Here is a 19275-nt window from a genome sequence, read left to right on the forward strand (position 1 = left end):
ATAATATTCTATAATGTGGGATATTTTATATTCAAAATTCTCAAGTATTAATAATCTGTTAACTGCAAAATAAATTTAGAAATTTAAAGCAGATATAATCATCATCCACGATTTAGATACATCATTCCCCGATTTGGATACATTTTCCTTTTCGCAAGTTTCCATCTTTGTATCATCATTTAAACAAAGAAATTATTTAAAAATGGAAACAAAAAAAGTATGGTTCGTAACAGGAGCTTCAAAAGGTTTAGGATTTGAGTTGGTAAAAAAATTACTATCCGAAGGATTTCAGGTTGCTGCCACCAGCCGAACCGTTGAATCCCTTTTCTCAACCATTGGAGAAACTTCAGAAAATTTCCTTCCATTGAGCGTCAACATCACAGACAACAACGACATAAAATCTGCCATTGAAAAAACAGTTGATCATTTTGGACGAATCGATGTGGTTGTCAACAATGCAGGCTACGGACAAATCGGAACCCTTGAAGAGCTTACTGATGAAGAGTCAAGAGAAAATTATGCCGTGAATGTTTTCGGAACATTGAATGTGATCAGAAATGCCATGCCTTATCTCCGTAAACAAAGATCAGGAAATATCTTCAATATATCTTCGGTAGGCGGATATTCCGCCAATTTTCCGGGCTGGGGAATCTATTGTTCTACAAAATTTGCTGTTGCCGGATTTACAGAGGCATTGGCTGAAGAAGTGAAAGACTTCGGAGTTCACGCTACCGTTGTTTATCCTGGATATTTCCGTACAGATTTTTTAACTAAAGACTCTGCAAAAACGCCTTCTAATCCTATTCAAGCTTATGAAGCGGCAAGAAATTCAGAACAGGCTCATCTTAATGAAATCAATGGAAACCAGCCTAATGATCCTGAAAAAGCAGCTGACGTCCTGATCCAGATCAGTAAAGAGAAAAATCCTCCGGTACATTTATTATTAGGTGTAGGAACGGTGGAGTTTCTGAATAATAAAATTGATATTTTAAAGAAGGATGCTGAAAAATGGGAACATCTGACAGTTTCAACAGCGATTTAGGCTTGTAATAATGACCTTCAGCTCCGTTCAGATGTCCTACAAAAGTTGGTCAGATTGGAGCTGAAGGTTTTCTAAAACCATTGATTATACTTTTTACAAAAAACAATTAACTTCGCTATTATGAAACAGCCTGTCCGCTTTAACTCTATTTCAGATTTTCATGCTTTCTGTAGTCTGTCGAATCCTGAACATCCGCTGATCAGTTTAATAGATTACAGCAAAGTGCGTTATGCTGTAGATTATGAAGAACTGAAATGGATTCAGAATTTTTATTCAATTGGTTTGAAAAAGAATGTCAGTCCAAAATTCAATTATGGACAACAGCAATATGATTTCGATTCCGGAGTGCTGTGTTTTGTTTCACCACAGCAGTTTTTAAGCCTTGAAATCAATCCCGATGTTAAAGTGGAGCCTACCGGATTTTTATTGCTTATTCATCCTGATTTTCTGTGGAATACTTCATTAACCAAAAAAATAAAAACTTATGACTTCTTTAGTTATCAGGTGAAGGAGGCTCTTTTCCTTTCTGATAAAGAAGAGGAAATCCTTGTTAATATTCTTAAAAATATTGAAAGAGAATATCAGTCAAACACCGACAGATTTACGCAGGAGCTTATCATTGCTCAGATTGAATTATTACTGATTTATTCTGAACGTTTTTATGAACGGCAATTTTTTACCAGAAAAAAGTCAAGTCACGAATTGTTATTTAAATTTGAAGATATTCTTTCTCAATATTTTGAAGGCGGAAATCTCCTCGAAAATGGCATTCCCTCTGTGAAATGTATTGCCGAACAGATGAATATCTCCCCCAATTATCTTGGGACATTGCTTCGTCTTCATACTCAGCAAAACACACAGCAGCATATTCAGAATAAATTAATTGATTCTGCTAAAGAACGTTTGAGTACTACAAGTTTATCTGTGAGTGAAATTGCTTATGAACTGGGATTTGAACATCCACAGTCTTTCAGCAAACTCTTCAAACAGAAGACGAATCAGTCTCCGGGAGAATTCAGAAAGTTATTTAACTAGATTTTTCATAGATCACCAGAAATGTCCCTGTAGCAAGAGCCTATAATACGTCATACACCCATCCCCAGACTGATAAAATTGTACAGAAATATTTACTCCCGGCAATTGGGAATTAGTTATATTTTAAGCTTTTGAAGTCATGGTTCCGCATCGGAGCACAGCATTGATCATATACATAAAACTATTGTTTCTGGTCCTATACAAAAAGTTCAGGGAAATATTTCTTAGTAAGTAAACAGGAAAGAGAATAAGTTTCAGATATAATTTCTGAAAACAGATTATTCATCTTTTTTTGACGGAACAAGGAAAACGTCCATCAGGCCTTCCGGCAATTGCATTTTAATAAATCTCTCTTCTCTGTTTACCTCCAGGATCCAGTCTTTGATAAGAGGGATCACAATTTCACGGCCTTCAAATCCAAGAATGAAATAATTTTGGGCAGTCTGATCGTTTACAGATCGTATTACTCCACAGTCGTTATCATTTTCATCAAGGATATTGTACCCTATTATTTCGTGATAATAGAATTGTTTTCCTGAAAGTGGAGGAAGGGTAGCAAGCGGAAGGTAAACACTTTTACCTAAAACCTGATCTACCAGAGATTCTGAGGAGCCTTTAAAAGCAAGATTTAAAGCATCTAATTTGCTCCAGGAGGATTTTTCAATAAAAAATGGAACCAATAATCCGTTGATTTCAACGAATATTGATTCCAATTTATTGTAAAGCTTGGGCTGATCGGTATCCAATTTAAGGATAACGTTACCCGCAAGTCCATGTCTGCGTGTGATTTTACCTAAAAAATAGCAATCTTCTTTACGCATAACAGGATTTGTTTATTAAGCTTCAGTGTTTTCTTCAGTTTCAGCAGCAGGAGCTTCTCCTTCTGTAGCTTCAGTAACAACTTCTTCAGCAGGTGCGTTAGCAGCTTCCTCAGCAGCTTTAGCATCAGCATCAGCTTGTGCAACAGCAGCAATTCTAGCTTCGTTTACTTTAACTTCAGCATCTAAAGCAGCTTTCTTAGCGTCAGCCTGAGCTTTAGATAAACCTTCTACTTTACCTTGTACTTTAGCATCTTTAGCGTCTACCCAAGCAGCAAATCTTTTTTCAGCTTCAGCTTCGTCAAAAGCACCTTTAGCTACACCACCTTGTAAGTGTTTTTTGTAAAGGGCACCTTTGTAAGAAAGGATAGCTCTGGCAGTATCAGTAGGCTGAGCACCATTGTTTAACCACTGTACAGCAGAATCAACGTTTAATTCAATAGTTGCAGGGTTAGTAATTGGGTTGTAAGTTCCTAGTTTTTCGATGAATCTACCATCTCTTCTTGCTCTAGAATCTGCAACCACGATGTGGAAAAAAGGCTTACCTTTTTTACCGTGTCTTTGTAATCTGATTTTTACTGACATAATGTTTGAATTTTACGGGAACTCGTCCCAGTTAAATATTTAAGAGTGCAAAGATAAAACAAATTTTTCAATTTGGTAATTTGAAAATGGGATAATTTGATATTTTTTTCACTCATTCATTATCACCTCATCAAAAATGATTCATTAATCCACTTTTCCCATATAGAAAAGCCCTAAACACTTTTGGTTTTCCTCTATGGTTAAAGATTCCTTCAGAAGGTCAACAATTGTTGGAGAGCTCCAGTAGCATCCTATATTATGGGCCGTACAGGTAAGATACATATTCTGAACAGCCATTGAGGTAGCAGCAATCTCTTCCCATTCCGGAACCATTCCGCTGAAATTAACAACAATGGAAACTACCACATCAGCTTTGTTGATTTTAAAACCGATATCATTATATTTTTTCTCTAAGAAAAGCTGTTCGGGCTGCGTAGTTTTATAGATAGCCTGCATTTCTGAAGCCAGATTTGTCTTTTCTTCCCCTTTAAATATTTTGAAACGCCAAGGTTTTGTACGTTTGTGATTGGGTGCAAATGTTGCCGAACTTAGAATTTCATCAATAACCTCCTGGGAAATTTCTGCGTCTGTATAATCTTTTGGAAAAGTACTTCTCCTCTGTTCTATGATTTCTTTTACTATTTCTGCTTTGTTCATAACTGCAAATTTACAATATGAGATCCAATCTCCGGCATTTAAAAGATCAGGTTTTTAATGCCAACCTATGATTTTTGTATGCTTTGTAATTGCTTATAATGAAGGTCAGCAAAATCGCTGCGGCAAACACTTTAACCAGCCATTTTTCATATACAGCTCCGTATAACGGATCCAGCATATACAGCACAATAAAGCTGAAAGCATATATCATTCCTGCAATAATCCAGATAGGGCCGGGATCAGGATATTCCTTAACGATACCCGATTTGTTGTAATTAAAAATTGGAAGCAATTTATGCCCGTCCCATATCAATAAAATAGAAACAGCAAGCATCATTAAAGAAGTGATTATCCAGGTTCCGGAGAATGAAAGACTAAGTGTAATCACCCAGATATTAGTTAATATTGCGAAAAATACTAAGACCCCAAGAGTCGCATAACGCTGGGTCATCAGTAAAACTCCTGTGATCACTTGTGCCCATCCTAAAAAGTTCCAGTAGAAACCGGATTGGTACAATGCTTCAAAAAAGTAACCTATTGGATTTTCTGTTGAAATACGGGTGAACCTATTCCCTATTAATTTGGTTAATCCTGATGGCAAAAAAGCGAAGCCCACCAGATAACGCAAATGGATAATGATCCATTGATTGATTCTGTTTGTTCTTAAATTACCGAATTTCATGGGTATTGTGGATAGTTATGGTTTCATCATTAAGGCCCCTTCTTAGAGTACTTCCACTATTTTTTGATGAATTTTATTTAGTACAAATTCATCTCCGGCCCTCATCCCCATTATCTTTTTTGCCATTGGACTTTCGGGTGAAATGGCGTAGAAACGGTCCCCTTCAAAAAAGAATTCACCTAATGAAACTGAAATATAAAAACGGGCTTTATTGGTAATCACCAATGATCCCAGCTGTGCTCTTTCTGTACTTGTGTTAAGAACTTTTGCCATATTTCTTTTAAGATCATTCAAAGCTCCCAATTGTCGCTGCATCTGGTAAATTTCCTCCTGCATTTCTTCTCTCATGCTGTCATATTTCGGAGTTTTTTTGATGTCACGGCTTGCTTCCAGAGTAAACTCAATAAATTTTTTAAGTTTTTCAATTTTCTCTGTAATGGTAGTTTTTACGAAGTCTCTGATATCACTTTTTTCAAATACAATCTTCTCCATAAATCGAATCTTTATATAAAGATAATATTTTTCTCATAATAATTTATATTTTCATTTCTTCATAAAAAAACAAATGTCCCCTATCCCAACATCGTAGGTACCAATCTCTAATGCAATAAAAAAGCCCTGTAAGATTTACAAGGCTTATGTTTTACTTTTCTGATATCTGTTTCAGGCCATCAAGTCCCTGTCCAAACATTTTATTCATATTATTATCCATCATAGGCTTCATAATCTTCATCATTGTATTGAGTTCATTATCAATCATCCAGGTTACTTTTGTTCCATTACCCTCAGGTGTTAGTATAAAGGTACTTTTGGCATTTCCTTCAAAAGGCTGGATAAAGTGAAGTTTGGTGACCATTTTTTCATTGGGTACCATTTCAGTAATCGCCTGTTCTCCCTCGCCCACATTTTTATCTCCTTTCCAGTGATAGGAATCTCCTATTTTATCACCATCGCCTGAATACGTAATCACTATATTTTTATCTGCTTTGGAAAAAGGATCCCATACATTATATTCTTTTAAAGAACCTACATGTGACCATACTTTTTCTTTTGGAGCTTTAATAACAACAGATTTTTCAAAATGATAGTCTTTGCTGAAAGCCAGCATTGCGATAACAGCGTATACAACAATCAACAGAATGATGATTCCGATAATTTTTAAGAGTGTTTTCATAGTTTATATATTTGGGTTATTTATTTCCTGACAATGTTTAAATCTGTCTTCAAAATTAAATATTCTACCATCACCCCCACTTTCCATATGACAAGATTATTTAAAGATAAGTATTTTTGTCATAACTTGTTATTCAGGCATTATTTTTGAGCTTTTGAGCTGTGATTCCTGATGAATTACTACATTTAACTTTAATTAAAAATCAAAAAATGAATATTTTAACTGAGAAATTTAACACTCCATATCATTCTGTACCGTTTACTTCTATTAAAAATGAAGATTATCTTCCTGCTTTTAAAGAATTAATCCAAAAATCTGAGGAGGAGATCAATGCAATTGTTAATAATCCTGAGGCACCTACTTTTGAAAATGTAATTGAAGATTTAGCGTATTCTGGCGAGCAGCTGGATGTTGTTTCCAATATATTTTTCAATTTAAATTCCGCAGAAACAAGTGATGAAATCCAGCAGATTGCTCAGGAAGTTTCTCCTATTTTAACGGAATATTCTTCAAAGATTTCTCAGAACGAAGCTCTTTTCAGTAAAATTAAAAAAGTATACGACGAAAAGGAAAAATATAACCTCAATGAAGAACAAAAAATGCTTTTGAATGAAACCTATAAAGGTTTTGTAAGAAGTGGTGCTTTATTAAATGAAGAGGACAAGGAAAAATTAAAAAAGATCAGCATGGATCTTTCTTTAAAATCCCTGCAGTTCGGACAAAATGTATTAGCTTCTACCAATGCTTATTTCAAGCACATTACCCATAAAGAAGATTTGGCAGGTATCCCTGAAGCTATTATTGATCAATATGCTGAGGAAGCCAAAGAGAGAAATCTGGAAGGCTGGGTTGTTACGCTGCAATATCCAAGCTATATCCCGTTCATGACTTATGCGGAAAACCGTGAACTGAGAAAGGAACTGGCATTGGCCAATGGCAAAAAATCTTTTGATGGTGGTGAGTTTGATAACCAAAATATGATCAAAGAACTTTTAACTTTAAAACAGCAAAAAGCTGAGCTTCTAGGGTATAAGGATTATGCTGATTTTGTTCTTGAAGAAAGAATGGCCAAATCACCGGTGAAGGTTTTTGATTTCTTAAATGAACTTTTAACCAAAGCAAAACCTTACGCTGATAAAGAAATCGAAGAATTAAAACTATTGGCTAAAGCTGATGGTATTGAGGATATGCAAGGTTATGACCATGCTTTTTACGCTGAAAAACTTCGTAAACAGAAATTTGACCTGAATGACGAAGAACTGAAGCCTTATTTCCCTTTAAATCAGGTACAGGATGCTGTTTTTGGATTGGCTGGAAAACTTTTCGGATTAACATTTGAGGAAAGAAATGATATTCCGAAATACCATGAAGAAGTAAAGGTGTATGAAGTAAAAGAAAATGGCACTTATAAATCTCTGCTTTACGTTGACTATTTCCCAAGAAAGGGTAAAAGAGCAGGTGCATGGATGACAAGCTACAAAAATCAATATCAACAGAACGGGGAAAATTCACGTCCGCATATTTCTATTGTCTGCAATTTCAGTAAACCAACAAAGGACACTCCTAGTCTATTAACATTCCAGGAGGTGACTACTTTATTCCATGAATTTGGACATGCTCTTCACGGAATGATGGCCAATACGCAATACCCTTCTCTTTCGGGGACTTCTGTAAAATGGGACTTCGTGGAGCTTCCATCCCAATTCCTGGAAAACTTCTGCTATGAACCTGAGTTCTTGAAGACTTTTGCAAAACATTACAAAACGGGTGAAGTTCTTCCTGATGAAAAAATTGAAAAGATTGAACAGTCTAAAAACTTTATGGAAGGATATCAAACGCTGAGACAGATTGGGTTCGGACTTCTGGATATGAATTACCATACTAAAGTTGGAGAATTAGCACATGAGACGATAAAGGAGTTTGAAGATAAATATACCCAAGCAACTACACTTTACCCTACGAATTCTGAAACAGCAATGAGCCCAAGTTTCTCCCATATTTTTCAGGGTGGATATTCTGCGGGATATTACTCTTACAAATGGGCAGAAGTACTGGATGCTGATGCTTTCCAGTATTTTAAAGAAAACGGAATTTTCAATCCGGAGATTGCAGCTCAGTACAAAATCCTTCTTTCCTCCGGCGGAACGAAAGATCCCATGGAACTTTATAAAGATTTCAGAGGTAGTGAGCCAAAAGTAGAGAGCTTATTGAAAAGAGCTTTCGGATAATCTCTATTCTTGAATATGATACAAGAACTTAATATATTTGAAGCTGTTTTTAAGGATGCCTTAAAAACAGCTTTCATTCATGTAGATACTGAATACATTGATGATCTTCTGGATAAAAGAGACCTTCCTGAATTTTCAGATGTATGGATGAAAGCCTATCAGCCAGTAGAAGGAAATGAGATAACTACGGAAAAAGAGGACAAAATCAATGACCTCCGAAAGGATATTTTTGTATTCGTTTTCAGAAGCACAGGATCATCCGACCTATCAGCCTATATCTCCGACGATGTGGGCCTTATTTGCGCTTATTACATTCATAACATTGAGAATAAATGGGTGACCGATTTACTTTACACTTACCTTACTCATCAGATTCCCCACGGCGAGCTTATGAAAACAGATCAAACAATAAAAGAATTAATTAATTCCTATCACTTCAACGATGAGAAATTATAAATATTGGAGATCCTGCGCTGATTTGATAGAGAACCGAAAGATTGAAGAAGCAACAAATTACGCTCTGGAAATCACTTTAAAGCTTGGACTTTCTAAAGAAGTAGTGGAAAAAATCATGGCTGTTTCTTTAAAGGGTTTTGAAAAAAAATTGAAGGAGAAATGAATGGTTGCCTGAAAAAGGCAAAAGAAGAGAATGCTGAAGCACTTTGTTTGTATTATAGTATGGACAATGGTTGGGACAGTACGATGTATATCTGTAAAGATTATAGCACGGAAAACACTTCCTGGATCTCGGAAAGCAGAAGCTGGATTGATCTCGGAAAAACAAGAGGCTTCTCAGAAATCTATAAAAAGACTGCAGAATCAGCTTTTTTCGCCAATAAAATAAGTTCAGCGGTTTGCATTCTTTTAATGTTTAGAACAACCATTGCTTTTTATAATGTGGCTCAAAAGTTTTCAGATTGCGGACTTAAACTTTGTATTACCGCAACAGAGAGTGACTTTGTAAGAGTTGCATAAATGAAACTGAGTTCGGATAAGAAACTTGGAAGCTAGAAAGAAGAAAAAGGTTGTTGGTTAGGAGGATGCATGTGGATCAACAAATCTTTCAGTCATCAGAATTAAAAGATTTATTTTAAGAAAGCTAAATTTGTAGATGACAACATAAGTATTCATTCTGTAATTTTAAATAATGAGCAATATAACATCAAGATTAGAAAATGTAAAAAAACTCCAGGCTAAAAGATGGGAGAATGAAGACCATTGGGATACTTTAAATGATTTATTAATCAAAGAACTGGATGAAATTTTACTTATTGAGCCAGAAAACACATCCGCTTTAATCAATATTGGAGCTATTTATTCTGATATGGGAGAAAATGAAACGGCTTTGCACTATTTAAAGAAGGCATTAGATTTAGGTTCAAACGACAAAAATTTATATGTGAATCTTGCCGTTGTACTTATTTATATGGAAAAGCATCAGGAAGAATATTTAGAATATCTTGAAGAAGTGGAAGATAAGATTGAAGACCCACTTACTTTTAAAGCCTATTTTGATCCTCAGTCTCATTAGAAATTTATTATTAATTAAAACCTTACACCATGTTACTAGCCATTTTACTTCCCTTCTTATCCTTTATGGTTCGTGGAAAAATCATCACCGGAATTATCTGCCTGATTTTACAGATTACCTTAATCGGCTGGCTTCCCGCTGCTATATGGGCGGTTGTTTCTTTAAATAATGCCAGAGCAGATAAGAGAACAGACAGGCTCATTAAAGCCATGCGCAACACTCAAAAGTAAAGTCATTTCATATAATTTTTTAAATAATTACTGTAAGTTGACTTCAGGCATCTGCTCACAATAAACCCAATTCTATCCTTATGAAAGAAAATAAATACGACAACCCGGCTTTTTTTGACCAGTATGAACAGATGCTACGGTCACAATTAGGCTTAGAAGGAGCAGGAGAATGGCATGCTCTGAAAAATATGCTACCAGATTGTAAAGAAAAAAAGGTCCTCGATCTGGGTTGTGGATTCGGATGGCACTGCCGCTATGCTATGGAAAATGAGGCAAAATCTGTTATTGGGATTGACCTTTCGGAGAAAATGCTTGCTAAAGCTAAAGAGATCAACAACCTGGAAGGTATTCACTATGAAAGAAAAGCATTGGAAGATGTGGAATACCCTGCTGAAAAATTTGACCTTATTTTAAGTTCGCTGACCCTTCATTATGTGGAATCATTTGAGGCTCTTGCTCAAAATATTTATCATTGGCTGGTTTCAGGAGGCCGTTTTGTGTTTTCAGTAGAACATCCTGTTTTTACTGCTGAAGGAGGCCAGGATTGGGTATACGATAAAGATGGGGAAAAAGTCTGCTGGCCCGTTGACCGGTATTTTATCGAAGGGAAAAGAAACACCACCTTTTTAGGAGAAAATGTCATCAAATACCACAGGACTTTAACTTCTTATCTCAATACTTTATTAAAGCACGGTTTTAAAATCAGAGAAATTATTGAACCTGAGCCTAGTCACACCATGCTGAAGGAAATTCCGGAAATGAAAGAGGAACTTCGCAGACCAATGATGCTATTAATATCTGTAGAAAAATAAATCCTCTCTTCAATACCTTTGAAAATCATTATCTTATTTTAAATCATTAAAAAACACAAATTACTATTTTGTATAACATGGTAATAAAAATAATTTATATCTTTGTATAGCATAATACAAATCAATATGATTATCAAAAAACTTATAACCGCTCTTATACTACTTGTATTCTTTAGCAGTCAGATGGGTGCTCAAGCCCTTGAAAAAAAGGTTGAAAAGAAAATTGACAGCCTGATTCAAACTGAATTTGGAAATAAAAATGAGCCGGGAGGTGTATTTATGATCACCCAACATGGAAAGTCCCTTTATCGGAAAGCTTTTGGAAAAGCCAATCTGGAGCTTAATGTCAATATGTCCCCGGACCAGGTTTTTCAAATCGGATCAATGACCAAGCAGTTTACAGCAGTAGCCATTCTGATGTTGGAACAAGAGGGGAAACTTTCTGTAAATGATCCTGTTTCAAAATATATCAAAGATTATCCTTCGGGAGATAAAATAAATATCCATCATCTTCTGACCCATACTTCAGGAATTAAGGATTTTACAAAGATGAAATCTCTTTCCGGCATTGCTCAGAAAGAAATGAAACCTTCAGAAATGGTAGATTTTTTCAAAAATGAACCTGTTGATTTTACTCCGGGAGAAAAATTTGAATACAATAACTCCGGTTATGTGATTTTAGGATATATTATAGAACTTATTTCAGGAGATACTTATGAAAATTTCATCAAGAAAAATATTTTTGACAAGACAGGAATGTCGAATTCTTATTATGCTTCTGATAGAAAACTTATTCCCAAAAGGGCTTATGGATATCATAAGAAAGAATCTGGATTTGTCAACAAAACAATAATCAGCTTTAGTGTTCCTTTTTCTTCAGGCTCATTAATGTCCACTGTAGATGATATGCTGAAATGGCAGCAGGCTTTAAACCAGAATATTCTGTTAAACAGTAAAGAAACCCAAAAGGCATTTCAAAAGTACAAACTCAATTCCGGTGAAGAATTTACTTATGGATATGGATGGCATCTGAAAGATATCAATGGTATTCCGGACCGGGAGCACGGCGGAAGCATTTTTGGATTCAAAAGTATGGGTATTTACATTCCGGGTAAAGATATGCATGTGATCGGTTTCAGCAACTGTGACTGCCATTCACCGACTGAAATCACCCGAAATATGGCTAAAATTGCTTCAGACCATTCAAAATAGTGCTTAATGATTCTTTATCATCTTATTTTTCGGGAGGATATGCTCAGGAAGCATAAAAATAGAGGCTGCCACAAAAACCAGACATACAATATTGATGACAATAGCCATTAAAAAAGCATCATGATAATCCTGCTGTGACGGCTGCTCTCCCAGAAAATAATAAAAAACACCGCCCACTGCAATAATTCCGATGATCGCTGCCACCTGCTGAAAAGTATTATACACCCCGGATGCATTCCCCACAAGGGTTTCAGAAATTCCTGACAATGCCATATTGGCAAGGGAAGGAATAACAGATCCTACTCCTACTCCATGTAAAAACAACAGGAGATAAAAAAGATAAAAAGGTGTTTGTGTATTGAATAAAAAAGTCTGTGCAATAAGAATACTGATGATCAGCCCCAAGCCCCCAAGTAATATATTCTTTCCGTATTTTAAAACCAGTTTTGCAGAAAAAAGAGAAGCCAAAATAAAACCTAACCCTTGAAAAACAATAATCTCACCGGCATTCAGCGGACTGATTCCTAATCCATCCTGAAAAAAAAGGGAGACAATATAAAAATAGGAATCAAGCATGATAAAAAAAAAGACCACCGCCCAGATTCCCAGGTTGAAATTCTTATACCTGAACAGTTGAAAATCAATCAGGTAAGGACGTTCTTTTTTCATTTTTCCTTTCTGATTTTTAATAAAATAAGTAAGAATACAGCCTGAGATAAGAAGAAGGACCATACTTCTGACAGTAACTCCCTCGTGTTCAGACATCGTTAAAGCGTATGTAGAACAAAAAAGGCCGGCAGAAAGAGCTGTAACACCCCAAATATCAAAGGTATTTTTTACCGGGGTTTTAGATTCATCCAATATTTTTATGCTTAAAAAAACAGATAAAATGCAGATGGGCACATTCATCAGAAAGATCAGCCTCCAGGGCTCCTGCATAAAGGATAATGATGAAAAATAGCCTCCGAAAAACTGTCCTGCAATCGTTCCGATACCAATGGTTATTCCGTACCATCCCATCGCTTCTGTTCTTTCTTCATGGCCCGGGAACAGAATCTGTATCATAGACAGAACCTGAGGAGCCATCAAAGCAGCGCTCACTCCCTGTATAAAACGGGCGGTGATGAGTTGTCCGGAACTGCCTGAAATCCCACAGCCTACAGAGCTCAGCATAAAAAATATCAACCCTAATATGAAGACCTTTTTCCTGCCATACAGATCCCCCATTCTTCCTCCTGTAATAAGAAAAGAAGCAAACCCAATAAGATAAGAGGAGATCATCAGCTGCATTTCTCCATTGGAGGCATGAATATCCCGCTGGATAGAAGGAATGGATACATTAATAATAAAAATATCCATAATGGTTAGTAATTGTCCTGAAAGTACAATCAACAATTTCAAGTATTTAGAATTCATAATTATATAGATATATCTATTTTTTAAATGCCAAAAAAATTAGTCAAGAATTCCCTGAATAATTTTTTTAGTATGATCGAAAGAGTCCGTATTTTTATGGATTGTTGAGGTAACAACAGCGCCCTCAATAAGTAGAAAAATAGTTTCTGCCACAAGATCAGTATCCGGTAGCTCACTTTGTTCCACCAATGTTCTAATAAGCTCTTTTTGTTTTTCTTTGTGTTTCTTTACAAAATCGTACACAATGGGATTAGTGTCGCCTATTTCGGAGATAATTTTAATAAAATGACATCCGGCAAACCTGGAAGATTTTTGAAGCTTTATCCTGTAATCTATTAAAGCCTCCATTTTTTCTTTAGGATGGGAAATTCCTTCAACACATTTTTCAACACCTTCAAACCAGGTCAGCTCTTCTTTAATAAGATAGGCATGTAAGAGCTCATTCTTGGATGAAAAATGATTATACAGAGAACCAATTGCAATATCAGCATCTGCAATAATCTGATTAATCCCGGTCGAATTATAACCTTGTTTATAGAAAAGATCCGAAGCTACCCTGATGATCCTGTCTCTAACTTTTTCTTTTTTCATCCTGAAAATTTTTGCAAAGCTAATTAAAAAATAGATAGGTCTATCTATTTTTTAAACTTTTCTTTTTCTATCAGTAAAAATGTCTGGTCAATGTACTGGTAAAACTGTTGTATTCACTGGAGATGATTAAGACAGGACTTCACTCCCGCAGAATTTGAAAACTCCGAAGGAAACAGAATAGCATTATATCAGACGATTGATTAATACAATTTAATACATATTATTTTTTCATTGAAATATCTGCATATTTTGTATCTTTAATTACCAAATTCATAAAAATGTTGGGTAAAAAAATATGGCAGAACAACTTCATTTTATAAAAACCAACCCTAATATTGCTAAAATTAATTTATACAATAAGCTCTGTCAGGAAGAAGAGAGCATTATGAATTTCCTGCAAACAACCGGTACTGCCCAGCTTGAAACGATTAAAGAAAAGATAAAAGAATCCGTAGATGAGCTTACCCGGGAAGAAATGATGAACATCTTTTCATGGTTCAGTCATAAGTATCCTTCAGATCCAGAAGAAACTAAAACACAGCTTTTTATCCATGGTATAGATCTTTTTTACGAAATACCATCTAATGATAAAGTACAAAGTTTTCAGCAGATTCTTTCAGATTATGAAAAATACGCTCAGCAGCCTATGGGTTATATTGTTAACTCTCAGAATTTTAATAAGTTTTTGATTTACGGAATATTTGTTACCGCATTACTTCATAAAGATCAGGAAAATATTCTTTCTGATTATTTAAAAGCTGACCATCAGGATTTATATGTTTTGGCCGAAAACCAATTATATTTAAAAGAACCTGACATCCAAAATAGCACTAATCTTCAGCTTTATTTCAATGACCTGTATGATATGACAAAATTTTATAAAGGGTCTGTTATCCAGCTTTAAAATGATGGTCATAAAAGAGGTTTCAGGCCTCTTTTACTATTTGGGGATTTTCCATCAGGTAAATTAATGCGTCTTTTACAGCTTGTTCTGGTTTTTTGGGATTAAATCCTAATTCATTCCTTGCTTTGGAAATATCAAAATCCTGCTGTAATCCTGAAAACATGGCAATATCTTTTCTGGTCAGTACCGGAGCCTTTCCACCCAGCCAGGCTGTAAACTCCATGATGGCAGCGATGCCCAACAAAATCCCTTTTGGGACTGAACCCGGTATTTTAAGTTCAAGTTCAGGATAAAGCCTGTTTGCTAAAATAGTGGTGTCTGTAATACTCATGCATTTTTCATTAGCAAGAATATAACGTTCCCCGGGTTTTCCCTTTTTGGCAGCAAGATAGCATCCTTCTGCAACGTCCTTTACATCCACCCAGTTTAAGGTTATTTTAGTATCTACAGGGATTTTTTTATTCAGAATAAGTTTCAAAACTCCATATGAAACATTCAATGGTGAAAATGCCTCACTCCCTATCATAGCGGCAGGCATCACAGAAACAAGCTCTATTCCCAGCTTGGCAGCCAGTTCAAAAGCAAGCTTTTCACCATCATTTTTAGAATTATAGTACATATCCCTTCTGTCCGGATTGTAGCCGTTGCTTTCTTTAGCTGGGAGTTTTGTATAATTCAATGCGGCAATAGAGCTTACATAGATTATTCTTTTTACCCCTGCTTCTGCAGCTGCTTCAATGGTATTTCGTGTTCCGTTGATATTGACATCATAGATTTCTTTTTGGGGATCCCGGGCCCATAATTTAAATGAAGCACCTACAGCATAAAATGTCTCTACACCCTGTAATGCTTTTACAAATGATGCTTTATCAGTTATATCCGCATGAACTACCTCACAATCCAGTCCTTCAAAGGGCTTTTTATTTCTTATATTCCGTACTGTCGCCCGTACCGGAATTCCCTGCTGCAATAAAAAACGCACCAAATTATTTCCCAAGTGCCCGTTTGCTCCTGAAACCAGGCTTAAAGTATTCTCTGTCATTACATTAATTTTAATGCAACAAAGTTCACCTTCCTGCTTCCGGAACCACTTGACTTTTGTTAGTTAATTATTTTTCTCCTGATCCTGCTGAGACTTTCCGGTTTCATCCCTAAAAATGAAGCAATATGCTGAATGGGAACATGCCGGATGATATCCGGGAATTCCTTCAGAAGCTTAAGGTACCGCTGCTCTGCACTCAAAGCAGATAATTCTCTGGACCGGTTTTCATTGTATGCAATAGACTGTTGGAAAACAGAAATACTGAAGTCTTTCATCATCCGGCTATGAGCAACCATATGATCCAGATTTTCTTTGGAAATCCTTAAAAGTTCACAATCTGTAATACATTCTACACAATCATCAGACTTTGTTTGGTTGATAAAATGAGTATAAGAAGTAAAAAAACCGGGTGGACAATTGATATGAGTGGTTACCTGATTTCCATTATGATCCATATAAAATAGCCTGAGGTATCCTGAAATAATATAATAAAGATAGCCTGGTATTTTACCTTCCTTTTCTATCACAGTATTTCTGGAAAATAGCACCGGTTCAAAACAGGTTTTTACAGCCTCCGTTTCTTCGGGAGTTATCTCATGTCCTGAACGTATATATTGCAAAAGTTTATCATGCATTGAGGGTGAATATTGATGAATCTGTCACAAAAATAGCCAAAAGAAAACTTCAGTCCCTCTTTCGGTTAAAAAAGATTTTTCCCAAACCCAGATACAGCCTTTCTCATAGAAGAAAACAGTCACTCTGATGCCGGGGATAATCTATATTTTAAGCTTAAAAAATAATAAGCCATTCCGCCGGCAGCATATGCCAATGCATCAAAAATATCTCCGGTAAACCGGTGTGATATTCCCGGACAAAGTACTTCAAATAAAAAAGACAAATACAGCACTGAGGTGAGAACAAATTTTAAATCCGGTTTCCAGTGGAAGCCCAATAAGCCGTTCATTATATATTCTATCAGGTAACAATACATAGGAACGCTAATACAGTCAGTAAAATAGTCATTGATCACTGGAATATACATTCCTTTTTTCCTCAATACAATGATGAATATCCAGACTGCCAACCCCACGAAAAACCAATACGAAATTCTTTTTCCCATCACATATGGAGTATGGCCATTATTAAACCAATGATTATCTGCAGGACTTTCGCCATAGTATCCTGAATATCAATTCCGTTTTTATTTTCTTTTTTTCCGGCTTCTTCGTAATCAAATATTTTTTTTCCTTCCATACTGATTGGATTTTCTTTACAAATATACCTAAAATTAGAACAAACGTTCTAATTTTAAAAATAGTATTAAGGAAAATCTTATATTCTTATATTTGTTACAAGATGAAAACCAAAGAAAAAATTTTATTGAAAGCCTTAGAACTCTTTAATGAGAAAGGTTATACTACTATTACAACAAGGCATATCGCAGCGGATCTCAATATCAGTCCGGGAAATTTGCATTATCACTTCAAACATTCGGAAGATATCATTAAACTGCTTTTTCAGGAACTGGTTTTGAAAATGGATGAACTTTTGGACAGGATGAAAAAGATGGAGGATAATACTTTGGAAAATCTTTATCAGTTTACTTTTTCAACCTGTGAAATTTTTTATTCTTTCCGGTTTATTTTCGTGAATTTTGTAGATATCCTAAAAGAAATTCCTGAAATAAGATCACAGTATGAAGAAATCCATACCAGTAGAAAGGAAGAATTTCAGATGATATTTTCAGGCTTGCAAAAGAATAATATTTTTAAAAAAGATGTTCCTTTATTTATGATGGACAGTCTTATCCAGCAGATTTTCATTATTGCAGATAATTGGCTTACCCACAACAGGTTAATTTTAAAATTGGACCGGGAGGCCGCTATATCCCATTATACCTTGCTGCAAATGAATCTCTTTTATCCTTTTCTGAATAAAGAACAGCAGAAATTATATGAAAAACAATATATCATTCCTAAAGTATGATCATCAGAAAAGGAAATACAGGTGATCTTACTGATATGAAGCTGCTTTTTGCAGAAACCATTACTTATGTGTGTAAAGATGACTATACTAACGAGCAGCTGGAAGTTTGGAAATCAGGTGTTGAAAATGAGGAAAGATGGCAAAAAGTAATGGAAGAACAGCTTATTTTAGTTGCTCTACATGGAGATAAAACAGTTGGTTTCTGTACTCTGAATCAGGGAAATTATATTGATTTGCTCTTTGTACATAAGGATTATCAGCATCGGGGAATTGCACAGGCATTGTATACTCAGATAGAGCAGGAAGCAATACAACAGGAGGAGTCAAAACTGAGTGCTGATGTCAGCAAAACAGCAAAACCTTTTTTTGAAAAAATGGGGTTTAAGGTGAATGCTGAACAGACCGTTACTGTAAAAGGAATTGACCTCATCAACTATAAGATGAGTAAAAGTCTGATCAAATAAAAAATTATGCAGAAACAGCAACCTGAATATCATGAATTGAGAATTCCTGTTCCCCAGGAATTTGAAAATGTATTCACTCATTTTTATTTTGCTGAAAATACTTCTGCTGACGCTGTGGCTAAGACTTTGCTCCCTACTTATCAAACCCTGTTATTGTTCTGCTTTGGGAGACAGGCATCGATGTCTACGCGTGAAAAAACAATCATTGGTGTTGATAAATGTATTGTTTTCGGGCCTGTAAGACAAGCTTTAGAGTATACGCTTCCGGCAGGATCTTCCATTCTCGTGGCCAATTTTAAAGATGATGCATTCTTCAGATTTTTTGGAAAACTTTCTTTTGTACATAAGACAGCCCAACATCCTGATCAACTTCTGGATGAAAATTGCTTCACCAATTTATGGTATGAGCTTTCCTATCTTCAGTCTGCTATAGAACAGGTGAACCATATTTTAGAATTCTGTATTCCGTATTTACAGGATCAGGATCATACCAGCAGGCTTTTGAGTAGTATTGAAAATGATTATTTAAATCCTATAAAAATTGTTGCTGAACAGACTCATCAGACCGAAAGAAATATTCAGCGCAAGCAGAAGGAACAATTTGGATATTCTATCAAGGAAATTAACCGTTACACCCGCTTTTTAAAGGCCATAAAAACCATCGAAAAACAGACTGTAAAACAGGAAAAAGTTCAGTGGTTTCATATCATCGATGAATGCGGCTATTATGATCAAAGCCAGCTTATTCATGATTTCAAACATTTCCTGAATATTTCGCCTGCCCAATATTTAAAATTTCAACAGGACATCTGCAATCCTAAATTCTGATCATCAGATTTCGTTTTCTTACAATTTTTACCACAGCT

Annotated in this window: 26 protein-coding genes; 14 read left to right on the forward strand and 12 right to left on the reverse strand. The window is 35.6% G+C overall.

Features of this window, described 5'->3' with window-relative positions; genetic code table 11:
* Window positions 1-202: 202 nt before the first annotated feature.
* Together MP478_RS15165 and MP478_RS15170 are read left to right on the forward strand one after the other, a co-directional pair.
* On the forward strand, window positions 203-1042 hold the full coding sequence (locus MP478_RS15165; protein ID WP_257190785.1) for an SDR family NAD(P)-dependent oxidoreductase: 840 nt from the start codon (window positions 203-205) through the stop codon (window positions 1040-1042).
* A 120-nt stretch (window positions 1043-1162) separates the two neighbouring features.
* Window positions 1163-2077 carry an AraC family transcriptional regulator gene (locus tag MP478_RS15170; protein ID WP_257190786.1) on the forward strand — a complete coding sequence of 305 codons (915 nt, stop codon included), beginning with the start codon at window positions 1163-1165 and terminating at the stop codon, window positions 2075-2077.
* Window positions 2078-2355: 278 nt separating this feature from the next.
* On the opposite strand, the gene rimM is transcribed toward MP478_RS15170, so the two are convergent.
* The 6 genes from rimM to MP478_RS15200 all read right to left on the reverse strand — a co-directional run bounded on the left by rimM (window position 2356) and on the right by MP478_RS15200 (window position 5993).
* Window positions 2356-2898 (reverse strand): ribosome maturation factor RimM, encoded by a 543-nt coding sequence (rimM, locus tag MP478_RS15175; RefSeq protein ID WP_230040513.1) that lies wholly within the window; start codon window positions 2896-2898, stop codon window positions 2356-2358.
* 15 nt (window positions 2899-2913) lie between these two features.
* Window positions 2914-3480 (reverse strand): 30S ribosomal protein S16, encoded by a 567-nt coding sequence (locus MP478_RS15180; protein WP_257190787.1) that lies wholly within the window; start codon window positions 3478-3480, stop codon window positions 2914-2916.
* Between the two features lie 144 nt (window positions 3481-3624).
* On the reverse strand, window positions 3625-4137 hold the full coding sequence (locus tag MP478_RS15185) for a nitroreductase (protein WP_257200899.1): 513 nt from the start codon (window positions 4135-4137) through the stop codon (window positions 3625-3627).
* 46 nt (window positions 4138-4183) lie between these two features.
* The gene (locus MP478_RS15190) at window positions 4184-4819 is read right to left on the reverse strand and encodes a DoxX family protein (protein ID WP_257190789.1); all 636 of its coding nucleotides are present in this window, start codon (window positions 4817-4819) and stop codon (window positions 4184-4186) included.
* Between the two features lie 42 nt (window positions 4820-4861).
* Window positions 4862-5311 (reverse strand): GreA/GreB family elongation factor, encoded by a 450-nt coding sequence (locus MP478_RS15195; RefSeq protein WP_230040521.1) that lies wholly within the window; start codon window positions 5309-5311, stop codon window positions 4862-4864.
* Window positions 5312-5462: 151 nt separating this feature from the next.
* A complete protein-coding gene (locus tag MP478_RS15200) occupies window positions 5463-5993 on the reverse strand; it encodes an SRPBCC family protein (RefSeq protein ID WP_257190790.1) in 531 nt (176 codons plus the stop codon).
* Window positions 5994-6202: 209 nt separating this feature from the next.
* Between MP478_RS15200 and MP478_RS15205 the strand changes: the two genes are divergently transcribed.
* The 8 genes from MP478_RS15205 (at window position 6203) to MP478_RS15240 (ending at window position 12006) form a co-directional block, all read left to right on the forward strand.
* On the forward strand, window positions 6203-8221 hold the full coding sequence (locus MP478_RS15205; RefSeq protein ID WP_257200900.1) for a M3 family metallopeptidase: 2019 nt from the start codon (window positions 6203-6205) through the stop codon (window positions 8219-8221).
* A 15-nt stretch (window positions 8222-8236) separates the two neighbouring features.
* Entirely contained in the window at window positions 8237-8677 is a 441-nt protein-coding gene (locus MP478_RS15210) for a hypothetical protein (RefSeq protein ID WP_257200901.1), read from the forward strand.
* Window positions 8664-8840, forward strand: coding sequence for a hypothetical protein (locus tag MP478_RS15215; protein ID WP_257200902.1), 177 nt, complete (start codon window positions 8664-8666; stop codon window positions 8838-8840). Before MP478_RS15210 ends, MP478_RS15215 begins: the two co-directional genes overlap by 14 nt.
* On the forward strand, window positions 8837-9196 hold the full coding sequence (locus MP478_RS15220; protein ID WP_257200903.1) for a hypothetical protein: 360 nt from the start codon (window positions 8837-8839) through the stop codon (window positions 9194-9196). Before MP478_RS15215 ends, MP478_RS15220 begins: the two co-directional genes overlap by 4 nt.
* Window positions 9197-9368: 172 nt before the next feature.
* The gene (locus MP478_RS15225; RefSeq protein ID WP_230040533.1) at window positions 9369-9752 is read left to right on the forward strand and encodes a tetratricopeptide repeat protein; all 384 of its coding nucleotides are present in this window, start codon (window positions 9369-9371) and stop codon (window positions 9750-9752) included.
* Between the two features lie 29 nt (window positions 9753-9781).
* Entirely contained in the window at window positions 9782-9982 is a 201-nt protein-coding gene (locus tag MP478_RS15230; RefSeq protein ID WP_257190795.1) for a YqaE/Pmp3 family membrane protein, read from the forward strand.
* A gap of 80 nt (window positions 9983-10062) precedes the next feature.
* Window positions 10063-10794, forward strand: coding sequence for a class I SAM-dependent methyltransferase (locus tag MP478_RS15235; protein WP_257200904.1), 732 nt, complete (start codon window positions 10063-10065; stop codon window positions 10792-10794).
* Window positions 10795-10920: 126 nt separating this feature from the next.
* Window positions 10921-12006 (forward strand): serine hydrolase, encoded by a 1086-nt coding sequence (locus tag MP478_RS15240; RefSeq protein WP_257200905.1) that lies wholly within the window; start codon window positions 10921-10923, stop codon window positions 12004-12006.
* 3 nt (window positions 12007-12009) lie between these two features.
* Here MP478_RS15240 and MP478_RS15245 read toward each other — a convergent pair whose 3' ends face one another.
* Together MP478_RS15245 and MP478_RS15250 are read right to left on the reverse strand one after the other, a co-directional pair.
* Window positions 12010-13422 (reverse strand): MFS transporter, encoded by a 1413-nt coding sequence (locus MP478_RS15245; RefSeq protein ID WP_257200906.1) that lies wholly within the window; start codon window positions 13420-13422, stop codon window positions 12010-12012.
* A 39-nt stretch (window positions 13423-13461) separates the two neighbouring features.
* Complete coding sequence (locus tag MP478_RS15250; protein ID WP_257200907.1) at window positions 13462-14013, reverse strand: TetR/AcrR family transcriptional regulator; 552 nt, start codon at window positions 14011-14013, stop codon at window positions 13462-13464.
* Window positions 14014-14308: 295 nt separating this feature from the next.
* On the opposite strand from MP478_RS15250, the gene MP478_RS15255 reads away from it, so the two are divergent.
* Window positions 14309-14917 (forward strand): hypothetical protein, encoded by a 609-nt coding sequence (locus MP478_RS15255; protein WP_257200908.1) that lies wholly within the window; start codon window positions 14309-14311, stop codon window positions 14915-14917.
* A gap of 22 nt (window positions 14918-14939) precedes the next feature.
* Here the strand turns inward: MP478_RS15255 and MP478_RS15260 are convergent, their stop codons facing one another.
* The 4 genes from MP478_RS15260 to MP478_RS15275 all read right to left on the reverse strand — a co-directional run bounded on the left by MP478_RS15260 (window position 14940) and on the right by MP478_RS15275 (window position 17213).
* Entirely contained in the window at window positions 14940-15959 is a 1020-nt protein-coding gene (locus tag MP478_RS15260; RefSeq protein WP_257200909.1) for an NAD-dependent epimerase/dehydratase family protein, read from the reverse strand.
* A gap of 59 nt (window positions 15960-16018) precedes the next feature.
* The gene (locus tag MP478_RS15265) at window positions 16019-16594 is read right to left on the reverse strand and encodes a Crp/Fnr family transcriptional regulator (protein WP_257200910.1); all 576 of its coding nucleotides are present in this window, start codon (window positions 16592-16594) and stop codon (window positions 16019-16021) included.
* Window positions 16595-16713: 119 nt separating this feature from the next.
* Window positions 16714-17079: a hypothetical protein gene (locus MP478_RS15270; RefSeq protein WP_257200911.1), complete on the reverse strand. Its 366-nt coding sequence runs from the start codon at window positions 17077-17079 to the stop codon at window positions 16714-16716.
* Window positions 17079-17213 (reverse strand): hypothetical protein, encoded by a 135-nt coding sequence (locus tag MP478_RS15275; protein ID WP_257190803.1) that lies wholly within the window; start codon window positions 17211-17213, stop codon window positions 17079-17081. Before MP478_RS15275 ends, MP478_RS15270 begins: the two co-directional genes overlap by 1 nt.
* A gap of 102 nt (window positions 17214-17315) precedes the next feature.
* On the opposite strand from MP478_RS15275, the gene MP478_RS15280 reads away from it, so the two are divergent.
* From MP478_RS15280 to MP478_RS15290, 3 genes are read left to right on the forward strand one after another with little or no spacing between them, the layout of a single operon-like run.
* Window positions 17316-17945, forward strand: a complete 630-nt coding sequence (locus MP478_RS15280; RefSeq protein WP_230040552.1) for a TetR/AcrR family transcriptional regulator — start codon at window positions 17316-17318, stop codon at window positions 17943-17945.
* Window positions 17942-18409: a GNAT family N-acetyltransferase gene (locus MP478_RS15285; RefSeq protein ID WP_230040554.1), complete on the forward strand. Its 468-nt coding sequence runs from the start codon at window positions 17942-17944 to the stop codon at window positions 18407-18409. Before MP478_RS15280 ends, MP478_RS15285 begins: the two co-directional genes overlap by 4 nt.
* A 6-nt stretch (window positions 18410-18415) precedes the next feature.
* The gene (locus MP478_RS15290; RefSeq protein ID WP_257190804.1) at window positions 18416-19237 is read left to right on the forward strand and encodes a helix-turn-helix domain-containing protein; all 822 of its coding nucleotides are present in this window, start codon (window positions 18416-18418) and stop codon (window positions 19235-19237) included.
* The last annotated feature ends 38 nt before the right edge of the window (window positions 19238-19275 follow it).

This window comes from Chryseobacterium sp. WG14, assembly GCF_024586945.1.
In the GTDB taxonomy this organism is placed as follows: Bacteria; Bacteroidota; Bacteroidia; order Flavobacteriales; family Weeksellaceae; genus Chryseobacterium.